12 protein-coding genes, 1 riboswitch and 1 other annotated feature are annotated in these 14,950 nt (G+C 37.5%); all 12 genes read right to left on the reverse strand.

Annotation, left to right across the window (positions count from 1 at the left end; all coding sequences use genetic code 11):
- Positions 1-26: 26 nt before the first annotated feature.
- On the reverse strand, positions 27-740 hold the full coding sequence (locus DWW68_RS08570) for a queuosine precursor transporter (RefSeq protein WP_118589400.1): 714 nt from the start codon (positions 738-740) through the stop codon (positions 27-29).
- A gap of 78 nt (positions 741-818) precedes the next feature.
- On the reverse strand, positions 819-1,544 hold the full coding sequence (locus DWW68_RS08575) for a radical SAM domain protein (protein ID WP_021952254.1): 726 nt from the start codon (positions 1,542-1,544) through the stop codon (positions 819-821).
- Positions 1,545-1,698: 154 nt separating this feature from the next.
- Entirely contained in the window at positions 1,699-5,538 is a 3,840-nt protein-coding gene (rpoC, locus tag DWW68_RS08580) for a DNA-directed RNA polymerase subunit beta' (RefSeq protein ID WP_118589401.1), read from the reverse strand.
- Positions 5,539-5,555: 17 nt separating this feature from the next.
- Positions 5,556-9,386 (reverse strand): DNA-directed RNA polymerase subunit beta, encoded by a 3,831-nt coding sequence (locus DWW68_RS08585; RefSeq protein ID WP_118589402.1) that lies wholly within the window; start codon positions 9,384-9,386, stop codon positions 5,556-5,558.
- A gap of 236 nt (positions 9,387-9,622) precedes the next feature.
- The gene (locus DWW68_RS08590; protein ID WP_118589403.1) at positions 9,623-11,038 is read right to left on the reverse strand and encodes a sodium:alanine symporter family protein; all 1,416 of its coding nucleotides are present in this window, start codon (positions 11,036-11,038) and stop codon (positions 9,623-9,625) included.
- A riboswitch (glycine riboswitch) is annotated at positions 11,038-11,143 on the reverse strand. It overlaps the preceding gene by 1 nt.
- Before the next feature lie 86 nt (positions 11,144-11,229).
- Entirely contained in the window at positions 11,230-11,595 is a 366-nt protein-coding gene (gene rplL / locus DWW68_RS08595) for a 50S ribosomal protein L7/L12 (protein WP_021952250.1), read from the reverse strand.
- A gap of 70 nt (positions 11,596-11,665) precedes the next feature.
- A complete protein-coding gene (gene rplJ / locus DWW68_RS08600) occupies positions 11,666-12,163 on the reverse strand; it encodes a 50S ribosomal protein L10 (RefSeq protein WP_118589404.1) in 498 nt (165 codons plus the stop codon).
- 52 nt (positions 12,164-12,215) lie between these two features.
- Positions 12,216-12,359 (reverse strand) — a sequence feature (ribosomal protein L10 leader region).
- 88 nt (positions 12,360-12,447) lie between these two features.
- Positions 12,448-13,146 (reverse strand): 50S ribosomal protein L1, encoded by a 699-nt coding sequence (gene rplA, locus DWW68_RS08605; RefSeq protein ID WP_021952248.1) that lies wholly within the window; start codon positions 13,144-13,146, stop codon positions 12,448-12,450.
- Between the two features lie 142 nt (positions 13,147-13,288).
- Positions 13,289-13,714 carry a 50S ribosomal protein L11 gene (gene rplK, locus DWW68_RS08610; RefSeq protein ID WP_118589405.1) on the reverse strand — a complete coding sequence of 142 codons (426 nt, stop codon included), beginning with the start codon at positions 13,712-13,714 and terminating at the stop codon, positions 13,289-13,291.
- A gap of 103 nt (positions 13,715-13,817) precedes the next feature.
- A complete protein-coding gene (nusG, locus tag DWW68_RS08615; protein ID WP_021952246.1) occupies positions 13,818-14,336 on the reverse strand; it encodes a transcription termination/antitermination protein NusG in 519 nt (172 codons plus the stop codon).
- Between the two features lie 24 nt (positions 14,337-14,360).
- Positions 14,361-14,570: a preprotein translocase subunit SecE gene (gene secE, locus DWW68_RS08620; RefSeq protein ID WP_021952245.1), complete on the reverse strand. Its 210-nt coding sequence runs from the start codon at positions 14,568-14,570 to the stop codon at positions 14,361-14,363.
- Positions 14,571-14,589: 19 nt separating this feature from the next.
- Positions 14,590-14,739 (reverse strand): 50S ribosomal protein L33, encoded by a 150-nt coding sequence (gene rpmG, locus DWW68_RS08625; protein WP_021952244.1) that lies wholly within the window; start codon positions 14,737-14,739, stop codon positions 14,590-14,592.
- Between the last annotated feature and the right edge of the window lie 211 nt (positions 14,740-14,950).

The following is a 14,950-nucleotide window of genomic DNA, read 5'->3' on the forward strand; positions in this document are numbered from 1 at the left end:
GCCTTTAGAATTGCAATAGTGAAGATTTACTGTATTTGGGCTTTTAAATCATCTTTTTCCTTAATTTTTCTTGCTAAATAAACAAATGGAGTATCTGCTAAACTGGTTACAATAAATATAATATAGCTTGATATTACAATGCTCCAAAGGGTCTTTATGCTATAAATTCCCCAAAATGAAGCAAAGGTAAATAATAAATCATTTAAGAATTGGGATACCATAGTGGAACCGTTATTTCTAAGCCACAAAAAATCTCTTTTGCTGTTGGAGCGTTTTTCTGTAAAACTCCATATTTTATGGTATGCCCACACATCAAATTCCTGAACTATTGCATACACTAACATACTGGCAATCATAATTCTTGGAGTATTTGAAAAAATAGTTTTCATTGCTCCCATCATTATGTCCGTAGAAGATGGTGTGTATAAAAGCCACCACTGGGAAAGAATAATAAATGTAACAGATGTTGCAATTCCTATATGTACAGCTTTTCTTGACTCTTTTTTACCATATAATTCACTTATAATATCCGTAACAAGAAACGTTGATGCAAACAAAACATTTCCCAAAGTCATTTCCATTCCAAAGGCAACAATAACAATTAAAACTTCTATGTTAGCAGCAATTGTAGCTAACACCGTAAAGCAGTAAAGTCCCTGCTTTCCAAAAAGTTTAAAGAAAGCAATAACACTTCCATAAATAATAAATATTGATAATACTAATAAAACTTCATTTGACATAATACTTATCCTCCTGTTTTTTGTCTTTTACAGCTATTGCATCAATTTCTTTGCATAGCCGGCATATGTCTTTTTATTCTATTTGTTTTCTCCCACACCAAAATCCGTATTATTAAGAAGGATATCCACTCTTTCATTGTCTATGTATTTTGGATATACCTCTTTAATAAATTCATTAATTACTTTTTTGTCCGGTTTTATAGGCATGGCATTTTCCACCATAATGTTTACACACACTCTTTTAAAATACTTAAGCCCCATTTCAATGTCCCGTATCATTGAATCTGCATTTTGTCCCTTTATTCCCTGCAAAAGATTTATCTCGTCAAAATATTTAGCAATAACCTCAGGATTCTTTTCTTCAATTCCTTTTACCAGCACTTCCTCACGTAATTTGTAATCAAAGGTTTCTAATCCTAATTTTATAAGTACGGTAATTCCAAGATGTGAAAAATCCTTTTTAAACTTTTCAATGTCATCTTTATGCATATAATGGCATTCAAAATGCACCTCATTAATCCCTTTATCTAAACAGATATCCTTTATTAACTTTATGGTTTTATCATCTAAATCCACAAAGCTCCCTGAATTAATGACCTCTAGTTTTTTGTAAATTCCTGTTATGTGACCTAATGCTTCTTTGTTTATTTTATAGTTGTTTTCAATATCCAAACTACTATCTAAATGATAATCACAAAATCTGCATTTTCGCCATTTACATCCATCACCTACAAGCATTACTATTTCTCTTGGATTCTTCTCTTTAATAACAGAATATCTTACAGGATTAAATCCTTCCACCATAAAACTTTTCCTCCTAAACTGAAAAAAGAGTGCACTAAGGCACTCTTTTTCATTCTTATATTAATTCTTATATAAATTAATAATATAGGTTCCCTAGTTTTGTTTATAGACAGGATGGTTACGAACTGTCTTTTATATATTAATATATCTGATTTTACTCTTCTGTAGCATCAGTGCTTTCGACATCCTCTGAAACAGTAACTACTTCTTCTGAAGTATTTACCTCACCGTTTTCTTCTGCCGGTGTTTCTCCTTCAGCTGTTGTTTCCTCATCACCTTCTGATAATTCTAAAACATCATCCTCTGAAAGAACTGTATTTCTGTTATCTGTAGAAAGTCTTACAGAATTGTATCTCTTCATTCCTGTACCTGCCGGAATCAACTTACCAATAAGTACATTTTCCTTGATACCGATAAGTGGATCAACCTTACCGTTAATAGCTGCTTCAGTAAGAACTCTTGTTGTCTCCTGGAATGAAGCTGCTGAGAGGAATGAGCTTGTAGCAAGAGATGCCTTTGTGATACCAAGCATAATCTGTGTACCTGTTGCAGGCTCTTTGCCTTCTTCTACTAACTTCTCATTTACTTCATTGAAATCAAGAACTTCCACTGTTGTTCCCGGTAAGAACTCTGAATCACCGGCTGTTTCCACCTTAATTTTCTTAAGCATCTGTCTAACGATAACCTCAACGTGCTTATCGTTGATATCAACACCCTGTAGACGGTATACTCTCTGAACTTCTCTAATCATATAATCCTGTACTGCACGAAGTCCCTTAATCTTTAAGAGGTCGTGTGGATTAATACTACCTTCTGTAAGCTCATCACCGGCTTCAAGTATTGTTCCATCAAGAATCTTAATTCTTGAACCGTAAGGAATTAAGTAAGCCTTTGACTCACCTGTTTCATCGTTTGTTACAATAATTTCGCGTTTCTTCTTAGTTTCCTTGATTTCAGCTCTACCACCAAATTCTGCAATAATTGCAAGTCCCTTTGGCTTTCTTGCTTCAAACAATTCTTCTACTCTAGGAAGACCCTGTGTAATATCGTCACCGGCAACACCACCTGTATGGAAGGTTCTCATTGTAAGCTGTGTACCAGGCTCACCAATTGACTGAGCGGCAATAATACCAACAGCTTCACCTACCTGTACTCTCTGTCCTGTTGCCATGTTTGCACCGTAACACTTAGCACAAACACCTATATGAGATTTACATGTAAGAATTGTTCTTATTTTAACCTTTGTAACACCTGTTGCAACAATTGCAGCTGCCCTCTTAGGTGTAATCATATGGTTTGCTTTTACTATAACATTACCCTCTGCGTCATACATTGTCTCTGCAGCGGTTCTGCCTGTTATACGTTCTTCAAGGCTTTCTACAACTTCATTTCCGTTCATTAATGACTCAATTTCCATATAAGGAATAGCCTTGCCTTCACAACAGTCAACATCACGGATAATTAAATCCTGTGATACGTCAACAAGTCGTCTTGTAAGGTATCCTGAATCGGCTGTACGAAGAGCTGTATCAGAAAGACCTTTACGGGCACCATGGGCAGAAATAAAGTATTCCAAAACGTCAAGACCTTCACGGAAGTTCGATTTAATAGGAAGTTCGATAGTCTTACCTGTTGTATCTGCCATAAGACCACGCATACCGGCAAGCTGTTTAATCTGCTTGTCAGAACCACGGGCACCTGAATCAGCCATCATAAAGATGTTGTTATACTTATCAAGGCCACCAAGAAGTGCGCTGGTAATCTTATTATCGGCATCCTGCCATGTTTCAATTACTTCTTTATATCTTTCCTCGTCTGTTAAGAAACCTCTTCTAAAGTGCTTTGTAATCTTATCAACAGTCTTTTCTGCATCTGCTAAAATCTGCTTCTTAGCAGCCGGTACTGTCATATCTGAAATTGAAACTGTCATGGCAGCTCTTGTGGAGAACTTGTAACCCATAGCCTTGATATTATCAAGAACCTCTGCAGTCTTTGTAGCACCATGGTTATTAATAACCTTCTCAAGAATCTGCTTTAACCCTTTCTTTCCTACATGGAACTCAACTTCAAATCTAAGATAATCTTCATCTTTTTCTCTCTTAACAAATCCTAAATCCTGAGGAAGTATTTCATTGAAAAGACATCTTCCTAAAGTAGTGTCAATAACACCTTCTACTTTTTCACCTTTTCCGTTAAATACTTTTCTCTTAATTTTAATCTTCTGATGAAGTGAAATATCGCCATTTTCATATGCAATAATTGCCTGGGCAACGCTACTGAAATAACGTCCCATAACATCTAACGCTTCTGAAATAACAACTCTGTCATCTGCCTGATATCTGATTATATCCGATGTTTTAATTATTCCATCATCTAAATCTTTCTTAATTTCTTCTTCAGACTGATATACCTTTTCACCAGCCATTGCTTCTTTTTCAGCATCTCCGGTGTAATCTACCATCTTATCCATTGTCAGATAGTAAATACCAAGTACCATATCCTGTGAAGGGACTGCTACAGGCGCACCATCAGACGGCTTAAGAAGGTTGTTAGGTGAAAGTAATAAGAATCTACATTCAGCCTGTGCCTCCACAGAAAGTGGAAGATGAACAGCCATCTGGTCTCCATCGAAATCGGCGTTGAAAGCTGTACATACCAACGGATGTAACTTAATAGCTTTACCTTCTACTAATACCGGTTCAAATGCCTGAATACCTAATCTATGAAGTGTCGGCGCACGGTTAAGCATAACCGGATGTTCCTTAATTACATCTTCAAGTACATCCCAAACTTCTGTCTGAAGTCTTTCCACCATCTTCTTAGCACTCTTAATATTATGTGCTGTGCCGTTTGCTACTAATTCCTTCATTACAAATGGCTTAAATAATTCAATTGCCATTTCCTTTGGAAGACCACACTGATAAATCTTAAGTTCAGGTCCTACTACGATAACTGAACGTCCTGAGTAGTCAACACGCTTACCAAGTAAGTTCTGACGGAAACGTCCCTGCTTACCTTTAAGCATATCTGAAAGTGACTTAAGTGCTCTGTTACCAGGTCCTGTTACAGGTCTGCCACGTCTTCCATTATCGATTAATGCATCAACAGCTTCCTGAAGCATTCTCTTTTCGTTTCTTACAATAATCTCAGGTGCTCCAAGTTCAAGAAGTCTTTTAAGACGATTGTTTCTGTTAATGATTCTTCTGTATAAATCATTTAAATCAGATGTGGCAAATCTACCACCGTCTAACTGTACCATAGGTCTGATATCAGGTGGAATTACCGGTATAACATCTAAGATCATCCATTCAGGTCTGTTTCCTGAATTTCTGAATGCTTCGTGCACCTCTAATCTCTTTACGATTTTTGCCTTTTTCTGACCTGTCGCTTCAAAAAGTTCCTGCTTTAATGCTTCTGCTTCTTTATCAAGGTCAATTGCCTGAAGCAATTCTTTTATTGCTTCAGCACCCATTCCTACTCTGAACTTGCCATCAAATTCTTCGTAAGCTTCTCTATATTCCTTCTCTGACAATACCTGCTTGTACTCCAATGTGGTATCCATTGGGTCAAGTACGATATATGACGCGAAGTATAATACCTTCTCTAAAACTCTAGGTGAAATATCAAGTATAAGTCCCATTCTTGAAGGGATACCCTTAAAATACCAGATATGTGATACAGGTGTAGCAAGTTCTACACTACCCATACGTTCACGACGTACACTTGACTTTGTAACTTCAACACCACATCTGTCACAAATTACGCCTTTATATCTGATCTTTTTATATTTACCACAATGACATTCCCAATCCTTATTTGGTCCGAAAATCTTCTCACAGAACAAACCATCTTTTTCAGGTTTTAAAGTTCTGTAGTTAATTGTCTCCGGCTTTGTTACCTCGCCTCTTGACCATTCTCTGATTTTCTCAGGTGATGCAAGACCAATTTTAATTTTATCAAATGCTGCCTGTTCACTAACATTCATGTCTGCCATGATCAATCTCCCTTCTTTTAATTTTCTTCTCCGTCAGAAAATACCTCTCCTGAAGCATCAACTGTCTGGAGTTCATCATTTACAAATTCCTGTGTCTGGAAGCCTGCCTGTTCAAATGCCTGACTATCTTCCTTATTTCCACTAAAATTCTTATCGCTGTTTAAGATTGCATTGAAGTTTGTTTCACCGTAATCAATGCTTTCCTTTAATTCAACTTCTTCATCATTTTCATCTAATACCTTAATATCTAATGCCAATGACTGAAGTTCCTTAATAAGAACCTTGAATGATTCAGGAATTCCCGGCTGAGGGATATTTTCACCCTTAATAATTGCTTCGTAAGTCTTAACACGTCCTACAACGTCATCAGACTTAACTGTTAAGATTTCCTGTAATGTGTATGATGCACCATAAGCTTCTAATGCCCAAACTTCCATTTCACCAAATCTCTGTCCACCGAACTGAGCCTTACCACCAAGTGGCTGCTGAGTTACTAATGAGTAAGGACCTGTTGAACGTGCATGAATCTTATCATCTACTAAGTGATGGAGTTTTAAGTAATGCATGAATCCGATTGTTACAGGGCTGTCAAAATACTCACCTGTTCTACCGTCTCTAAGTCTTACCTTACCATCTCTGTTAATAGGAACCCCTCTCCATTCTTCTCTATGGTCAAGGTGTTCTTCTAAATATTCCATAACTTCAGGTCTTAATGTATCCTTATACTTAGCCTGGAAGTCTTCCCATTCAGTGTTTGCATAATCATTTGCAAGCTCAAGGGTATCCATAATATCATACTCGTCTGCTCCATCAAATACAGGTGTTGCAATATTGAAACCTAATACCTTTGCAGCAAGACTTAAATGAATTTCAAGGACCTGACCTATGTTCATACGTGAAGGTACGCCCAATGGATTAAGCACGATATCAAGTGGACGTCCGTTTGGAAGGAATGGCATATCTTCAACAGGTAATACTCTTGAAACTACACCCTTGTTACCATGACGTCCAGCCATCTTATCACCAACGGAAATCTTTCTCTTCTGTGCAATATATATACGAACTGATTCATTAACACCAGGTGCTAATTCATCACCGTTTTCTCTCTTAAATACCTTAGCATCAACAATGATACCTGACTCACCGTGAGGAACCTTAAGGGATGTATCTCTTACTTCTCTTGCCTTTTCTCCAAAGATTGCTCTAAGAAGTCTCTCTTCCGGTGTAAGTTCTGTTTCACCCTTAGGTGTAACCTTACCAACAAGAATATCCCCTGCTCTTACTTCAGCACCAATTCTTATGATACCTCTTTCATCAAGGTCTTTTCTTGCATCATCACCAACGCCCGGAACATCATTTGTAATTTCTTCAGGTCCAAGTTTGGTATCTCTTGCCTCTGTTTCGTATTCTTCTATATGAATTGATGTATAAACATCATCCTGTACTAATCTTTCACTAAGAAGTACGGCATCCTCGTAGTTGTAACCTTCCCATGTCATAAATCCAATAAGCGGGTTCTTACCAAGAGCGATTTCACCATTAGATGTGGAAGCACCATCGGCAATAACTTCACCGGCTTCTACATGGTCACCCTTAAATACGATTGCTCTCTGGTTATAACAGTTACTCTGGTTACTTCTCTGGAATTTAAGAAGTTTGTATGTTTCCTTCTCACCGTTATCATCATATCTTAATGTGATTTCCTTAGATGTAGATCTTTCAACTACACCTGCACGTTTTGCAACAACACATACACCTGAGTCAACAGCTGCCTTGCCTTCCATTCCCGTACCAACTACAGGAGCTTCTGTAGTCATAAGAGGAACTGCCTGACGCTGCATGTTAGATCCCATAAGGGCACGGTTAGCATCATCGTTCTGTAAGAAAGGAATCATGGATGTAGCAACTGAGAATACCATTCTAGGAGAAACGTCCATAAGGTCAATTCTCTTCTTGTCAAACTGTGATGTTTCCTCTCTGAAACGTCCTGATACATTATTGTTTACAAAGTGTCCTTCTTCATCTAAAGGTTCGTTAGCCTGTGCTACTGTGTAGTTATCTTCCTCATCAGCTGTAAGGTAAACAACTTCATCTGTTACCCTTGGATTTTCAGGATCTGATTTATCTACAACACGATATGGTGCTTCAATAAATCCGTACTCATTTAATCTGGCAAAAGATGCAAATGAGTTAATAAGACCGATGTTTGGTCCTTCAGGTGTCTCAATAGGACACATTCTTCCATAGTGAGTATAATGTACATCTCGAACCTCGAATCCGGCACGGTCTCTTGAAAGACCACCAGGTCCTAAGGCTGATAAACGTCTCTTATGTGTCAACTCACCAAGTGGGTTATTCTGATCCATAAACTGTGACAACTGGGAACTTCCAAAGAATTCCTTAACAGCAGCTGTTACAGGTTTAATGTTAATTAATGTCTGTGGTGAAACTCCTTCAAGATCCTGAGTTGTCATTCTTTCACGAACAACTCTTTCCATTCTTGAAAGACCTATTCTATACTGGTTCTGAAGTAACTCGCCAACTGCACGGATACGTCTGTTTCCTAAGTGGTCAATATCATCAGATGTACCAATACCATACTCTAAGTTGAGTAAGTAGTTAATAGAAGCAAGAATATCTTCCTTAGTAATGTGCTTTGGAACTAATTCATGAGCACGTCTCTTAATGGCATCCTTTAAATCTTCTTCTGAATCATTTTCTTCAAGGATTTCTGCCAAAACAGGATAATATACATCTTCTAAAATTCCAAGACTCTTGCAGTCAAAGTCAACATAGGCATTAATATCTACTGCAAGGTTTGAAAGTATCTTTTCATTCTTAACATCTGTCTGAATCATAACAGATGGAATTGCAGCATTCTGAATCTTTACAGCTAAATCCTTTGTAACTGTAGTTCCTGCTTCCGCAATAACCTCACCTGTAGTCATGTCTATAACATCCTCTGCTAATACATGACCTGTGATACGATTCTTAAATGCTAATTTTTTGTTATATTTATAACGTCCTACTCTTGCAAGATCATATCTCTTTGCGTCAAAGAACATTCCTGTAATAATTGATTCCGCACTGTCAACACTTAAAGGCTCGCCCGGACGGATTTTCTTGTATAACTCAAGAAGTCCGCTCTCGTAATCGTCACTCTGGTCTTTTTCAAATGTAGCAGTAAGTTTCTCTTCTTCACCAAATAATTCAGTGATTTCTGCATTTGTTCCAACACCTAAAGCTCTAATAAGAACTGTAACCGGTACTTTTCTTGTTCTGTCAACACGAACATAAAATACATCATTAGAATCTGTTTCATATTCTAACCATGCACCACGGTTAGGAATAACCTGTGAAGTATATAATTCCTTACCAACCTTATCATGTCCGATAACATAATAGATACCAGGTGAACGCACCAGCTGACTTACGATAACACGCTCAGCACCATTGATTACAAATGTACCTGTTGCTGTCATAAGAGGTAAATCTCCCATGAAAATCTCATGTTCTGTAAATTCTCCGGTTTCCTTATTATGAAGTCTTACTTTTACCTTCAAAGGTGCAGCATATGTTGCATCTCTTTCCTTACATTCCTCGATTGTGTATTTCTTTTCATCTTCACACAATTTGAAATCAACAAATTCGAGGCTTAAGCTCTGTCCGTAATCTTCAATTGGAGAAATATCATCTAATACTTCTCTAAGACCTGATGTCAGGAACCATTCATATGAATCTCTCTGAACTTCAATAAGGTTAGGCATTTCAAGCACTTCTTTTTGTCTGGAATAGCTCATTCTGATGCCTTTTCCCGCTTTTACAGGACGAATTCTGTTCTTTTCCATCGACGTTTCACTCCTTGTCTTTATTTTGTTAATTAATTAGCTACATAAACTTTATTTTATTAGTTTTTAAAGCGTTTTCTTAGTAAAAAACTGCCATTTTTGCTCTTAAAAGGGCGCACTAACCCCCTTGTATGCGCGTAGCAAATTTTACTATACCACTAAATGTAAAAAGAGTCAACCATTTAAAAACAATTGACTCTTTTCATGTATAATATTTTAATTTTGTTTAATGTTAATTATAATTCTTTATTCTTTTTAAGGTACTCACGGGTATCCTTTGCCACTACACCACCTAATGCAAACAAAGCAATTATGTTTGGAATTGCCATAAGTCCGTTAAAGATATCAGCTATAGTCCAAACTGCTGCAACTGTCATATAAGGTCCAATGAATACTGCCAAAATATAAAGCCATCTGTAAACCTTTACAGCACCTTTGCTTCCATTAAAGAGATATTCAAGACATCTCTCACCATAATAATTCCATCCAAGAATAGTAGTAAAAGCAAAGAACACAAGACAAATCATTAATATAAATGATGCCACATCTCCCGGAAGGAAATATAATCCCTTCTGCCATGCTGCAGTTGTAACCTGAACGCCTTCAAGACTCTTATCTGCCCATGTTCCCATCATTACAATTGATAAACCTGTCATTGTACAAATAATTATTGTATCAATAAATGTACCTGTCATTGAAACAAGTCCCTGTCTTACAGGTTCCTTAGTCTGAGCTGCTGCAGCTGCTATAGGTGCAGAACCAAGTCCTGACTCATTGGAGAAAATACCTCTTGCAACACCTTTTTGCATTGCAATTGCAATAGAGGCAAGAACACCACCTGCAACGGGTTTAACGCCAAATGCTCCTTCAAATATTTCAACAAAAGCTCCCGGAACATTTTCAATATTAGCTATAATAAGTACCAAAGCTGCAACTACATAAATAACTGCCATAAACGGAACAATTATCTGTGATACACTGGCAATTCTCTTAATGCCGCCAATTACCACCAAGCCTACACAAAGTGCAAGAATTACTGCCGAAACAACAATTGCATATGAATATTCAGCTCCAAATATGCTTACAGTATGTGCCTTATTAGGATCAAAAAATCCCTGTACGGCTGATGCAATACCCTGAACCTGTGTAAATGTACCTATACCAAACAAACCTACACACGCCCCAAAGAAAGCAAAGATTTTTCCAAGCCATCTCCAATTACGCCCCATACCGTTTTCAATGTAATAAAATGGTCCGCCAAGCACATGACCATCTTCGTCTATCTTTCTATACTTTACTGCAAGAAATCCTTCAGAGTACTTTGTTGCCATTCCAAAGAAGGCTGCCAACCACATCCAGAATAAAGCTCCCGGTCCACCGGCAAGAACGCCAATAGCTGTGGCTACACCTACGATATTTCCTGTTCCAATAGTTGCTGAAAGTGCTGTACACAATGCCCCAAAGCTTGTAACTTCACCTTCACCTTCCTCTTCGTTTTTAACCATAAATCTAAGAGCTTTAGGTAAATGTATTACCTGTATAAGTCTCAAACGAAAAGTAAGGTAGATACCTGCTGATAAAATGAGTACGATAAGCGGTACTCCCCAAACAAAGTTATCTACCTGACCTAAAAACTCTGTAAACTGTTTCATTTTTTCCTCCTGTCCTTTTGCCTGAGAGATCGACTGTACTTCCAGTCTTACACCTTCGGCGCCTGAGTCAGCTATAAGCCATCAGACCTCTCCAGTTATTTTTTCTCAATATTATCAATAGAATATATTTTCAAAAGAAAACAGACATTATGTATTAAATACAAATGCCTGTCTCCATTTAAACAAATTAATTATTTAAGAGTTACTGTTGCTCCAACTTCTTCTAACTGCTTCTTAAGAGCTTCAGCTTCTTCCTTAGAAATTCCTTCCTTAACAACCTTAGGTGCTCCGTCAACAACTTCCTTAGCTTCCTTAAGTCCTAAACCTGTAGCATCCTTAACTGCCTTAATAACTTTAACCTTCTGAGCTCCAACTTCTGTTAACTCAACGTCAAATTCTGTCTTTTCTTCAGCTGCTGCTGCATCTCCACCTGCTGCTGCAACTACAACACCTGCTGCTGCAGATACTCCAAATTCTTCTTCACATGCCTTTACAAGGTCATTTAATTCTAATACTGTTAATCCTTTGATTACTTCAATGATTTCTGCTGTTGTCATTGTAAATTCCTCCATTTTATTCTTTTAATTCTTGTGCGGACTCATAATCCGTAATTGCTCATACAACTAATTACTGAGCTGCTTCTTCGTTCTGTTCTGCAATCTGCTTAATAACACGAGCGAAGTTTGTAATTGGTGACTGCATAGATCCAAGTAATTTTGAGAGAAGTACTTCTCTTGATGGAATAGATGCAATCTGCTTTACACCGTCTGCATCATAGTAAACACCGTCAACTACACCGCCTTTAACTTCCAATGCTTCTGCACCCTTTGCAAAGTTTACTAAAACTCTTGCTGCTGCAGTAGCATCATCCTTACAAACTGCGATAGCTGTAGGTCCTTCAAGATGCTGAGCTAAATCTGAAAATTCTGTATCTTTGATTGCAAAATTAATCATAGTGTTCTTGTATACTTTGTATACAACGCCTGCTTCTCTTAACTGTTTACGAAGCTCTGTGTCCTGTGCAACAGTAAGTCCACGATAGTCAACTACAACTGCTGTAGCTGCACCATTGAGTAATTCTGAAATCTCTTCTACGATAGGTTTCTTTAACTCTACTTTTGCCATGAATGTCTTGCCTCCTTATTTTTTTTAGGTCTGCAACCTTCATTCGCCGAACTTATTCATAAAAAAACTCCCTGCGAAAACAGAGAGGTACTAATAGTCATATATAAATAACTCCCTCGGTAGGCGATGTTAATGCTTACTTCACATATGAATCATATGCAAAACCTACTGTCTTCGGCAATTGGTTTTTAACCACTTGTGCATAATAGCACATTATTATTATATTGTCAACTGATATGCTTCAATAAACATGAAGCATATCAGTAACAAGTTACATAAATAAATTATGCGTTAACAATTTTTGAAACGTTAACCTTTACACCAGGTCCCATTGTTGATGTAACAGTGATTGACTTAATGTAAGCACCCTTAACTGCTGCCGGTTTAGCTTTCATAATAGCACCCATAAGCGCTTCGAAGTTCTGTGTTAACTGTTCTTCTGTAAATGAAGCCTTTCCAACAGGAACGTGAACGATGTTAGCCTTGTCAAGTCTGTACTCAATCTTACCTGCTTTGATATCAGCAATAGCTTTTGTAACATCCATTGTTACTGTACCTGCTTTTGGGTTAGGCATTAAGCCCTTTGGTCCGAGAACACGACCAAGTCTACCAACAACACCCATCATATCAGGTGTAGCTACAACCACATCGAAATCAAACCATCCGTCGTTCTGAATCTTAGGAATTAATTCTTCTGCTCCAACAAAATCTGCTCCTGCTGCTAAAGCTTCGTCAGCCTTTGCTCCCTTAGCGAAAACCAAAACCTTAACTTCCTTACCTGTACCGTTAGGTAAAACTACGGCACCACGGATCTGCTGATCTGCATGACGTCCGTCACAACCTGTTCTAATGTGACATTCTATTGTTTCATCAAATTTTGCAACTGCTGATTTCTTTACTAAAGAAATCGCTTCTTCTGTATCATACTGTGCAGCTCTGTCAATATTCTTTGCTGCCTCAATATACTTCTTACCTCTCTTCATTTAAACCTCCTCGTGGTAATAACGGATATACCTCCCACGTTCTTTTCAATTCATTTTTATTATAGTAGAATCTTCCTCAGACTCTGCCATTTCGAAAATGTTTCATGCAATTGTATGATAACAATGCCTTCATTTACGAAAATTAGTCTTCAACCTTGATTCCCATGCTTCTTGCAGTACCTGCGACCATGCTCATAGCAGCCTCAACTGTTGCCGCATTTAAATCCTTCATCTTTGTTTCTGCAATCTGCTGTAAATCAGCTTTTGAAATTGTTGCAACTGTTTCCTTAATTGAGTTTCCTGCACCCTTCTGAATCTTGCAGGCTTTCTTTAATAAAACTGCTGCAGGTGGAGTCTTTGTAATAAAACTAAAACTCTTGTCCTGGTAAACAGTGATAACAACAGGAATGATCATTCCCGGCTGATCAGCTGTTCTTGCGTTGAAGTCCTTTGTGAACTGAACGATGTTTAATCCATGCTGTCCAAGTGCTGGACCAACTGGTGGAGCTGGTGTTGCTTTTCCAGCCTCAATCTGCAATTTAATGTAACCTTCTACTTTCTTTGCCATTTTTCGGCACCTCCTATTGTGGTATTATCGGGAATCCCTCCCACTGCTTCGTGACCACCACGAAACATTCTTCTTTTATCTTAAAACCAATATTTAAATGGTCTTAATTCATCTTTTTAACTTCGGAGAAATTAAGTTCTACCGGAGTTTCTCTTCCAAACATGTCCACGTTAATTGTGACTGTCTGTCTGTTATCGTCAATACGCTTAATAGTACCTGCAGTACCTGTCCATACGCCTCCAATAACAGTAATCATATCCCCTTCCGCAAAATCAATATTGACTCTTTCGGTCTTAATACCTAAAGTAGCCATTTCTTCTGCTGTAAGAGGAACCGGCTTAGATCCTGGTCCTACGAAACCTGTAACACCTCTGGTATTTCTTACTACATACCATGTGTCATCGTTCATAACCATATTAATAAGCACATATCCAGGGAAAAGCTTCTTCTCAGTAACTTCTCTTTTGCCGTTCTTCAATTCTACCACTTCCTGTTTTGGAACTGATACTTCTAATATCTGATCCTGCAATTTTCTGTTTTCAATTGACTGTTCGATATTAGTTTTAACTTTGTTCTCATATCCTGAATAGGTATGAACAACATACCATTTTGCTTCTGACATCTAATCACCTCTTATATTCTTATATTATCCAATAATCTTATCAAGACCAAACTGTATCAGCTGATCAATCATGCCAATGAGGATACCAAGAATAGTTGTGATTATAACTACTACAACGCTCTGTCTTACTATAGAAGCCTTTGTAGGCCAGATAATCTTTGCATATTCAGCTTTAAGACCTGTCCACCAGCTCTTAGTTTTAGAGCTTTTCTTCTTAGCTTTAGCTTCTGCCATGTTTCTACCTCCCAAAAAACTATTTTGTTTCTTTGTGTAATGTATGCTTCTGACAGAACTTGCAATATTTCTTTGTTTCTACTCTGTCCGGATGAGTTTTCTTATCCTTAGTAGTATTGTAATTACGCTGCTTGCATTCTGTGCATTCTAATGTGATTCTTGTTCTCATGAGATTCACCTCCGTTATATTCTATCTAATCCATCCCAGAGAGTATTTTTTTTATCACTTTTTGTAATATGAGCAAAAAAAAAAGACCTCTCTTTGCTATATAACTATAACATCTAAACCTTTTTACGTCAACAGTAAAATAGCAAATTCGAAATCTTCCTAAAATGAAATTTTAAATTCCACTCTCCCACTGTACAGTGGAATTTACTTT

The sequence above is a fragment of the Eubacterium sp. AF16-48 genome, from assembly GCF_003479405.1.
Lineage (GTDB): Bacteria > Bacillota > Clostridia > Lachnospirales > Lachnospiraceae > Eubacterium_G > Eubacterium_G segne.

Coding starts and splice junctions, on each gene's coding strand:
- rplJ (WP_118589404.1), bottom strand. CDS start 12,163: ATGGCAAAAGTAGAGTTAAAGAAACCTATCGTAGAAGAGATTTCAGAA.
- rpoC (WP_118589401.1), bottom strand. CDS start 5,538: ATGGCAGACATGAATGTTAGTGAACAGGCAGCATTTGATAAAATTAAA.
- DWW68_RS08570 (WP_118589400.1), bottom strand. CDS start 740: ATGTCAAATGAAGTTTTATTAGTATTATCAATATTTATTATTTATGGA.
- rplA (WP_021952248.1), bottom strand. CDS start 13,146: ATGAAGAGAGGTAAGAAGTATATTGAGGCAGCAAAGAATATTGACAGA.
- DWW68_RS08590 (WP_118589403.1), bottom strand. CDS start 11,038: ATGAAACAGTTTACAGAGTTTTTAGGTCAGGTAGATAACTTTGTTTGG.
- rplL (WP_021952250.1), bottom strand. CDS start 11,595: ATGACAACAGCAGAAATCATTGAAGTAATCAAAGGATTAACAGTATTA.
- rpmG (WP_021952244.1), bottom strand. CDS start 14,739: ATGAGAACAAGAATCACATTAGAATGCACAGAATGCAAGCAGCGTAAT.
- DWW68_RS08575 (WP_021952254.1), bottom strand. CDS start 1,544: ATGGTGGAAGGATTTAATCCTGTAAGATATTCTGTTATTAAAGAGAAG.
- rplK (WP_118589405.1), bottom strand. CDS start 13,714: ATGGCAAAGAAAGTAGAAGGTTACATTAAATTGCAGATTGAGGCTGGA.
- DWW68_RS08585 (WP_118589402.1), bottom strand. CDS start 9,386: ATGGAAAAGAACAGAATTCGTCCTGTAAAAGCGGGAAAAGGCATCAGA.
- secE (WP_021952245.1), bottom strand. CDS start 14,570: ATGGCAGAAGCTAAAGCTAAGAAGAAAAGCTCTAAAACTAAGAGCTGG.
- nusG (WP_021952246.1), bottom strand. CDS start 14,336: ATGTCAGAAGCAAAATGGTATGTTGTTCATACCTATTCAGGATATGAG.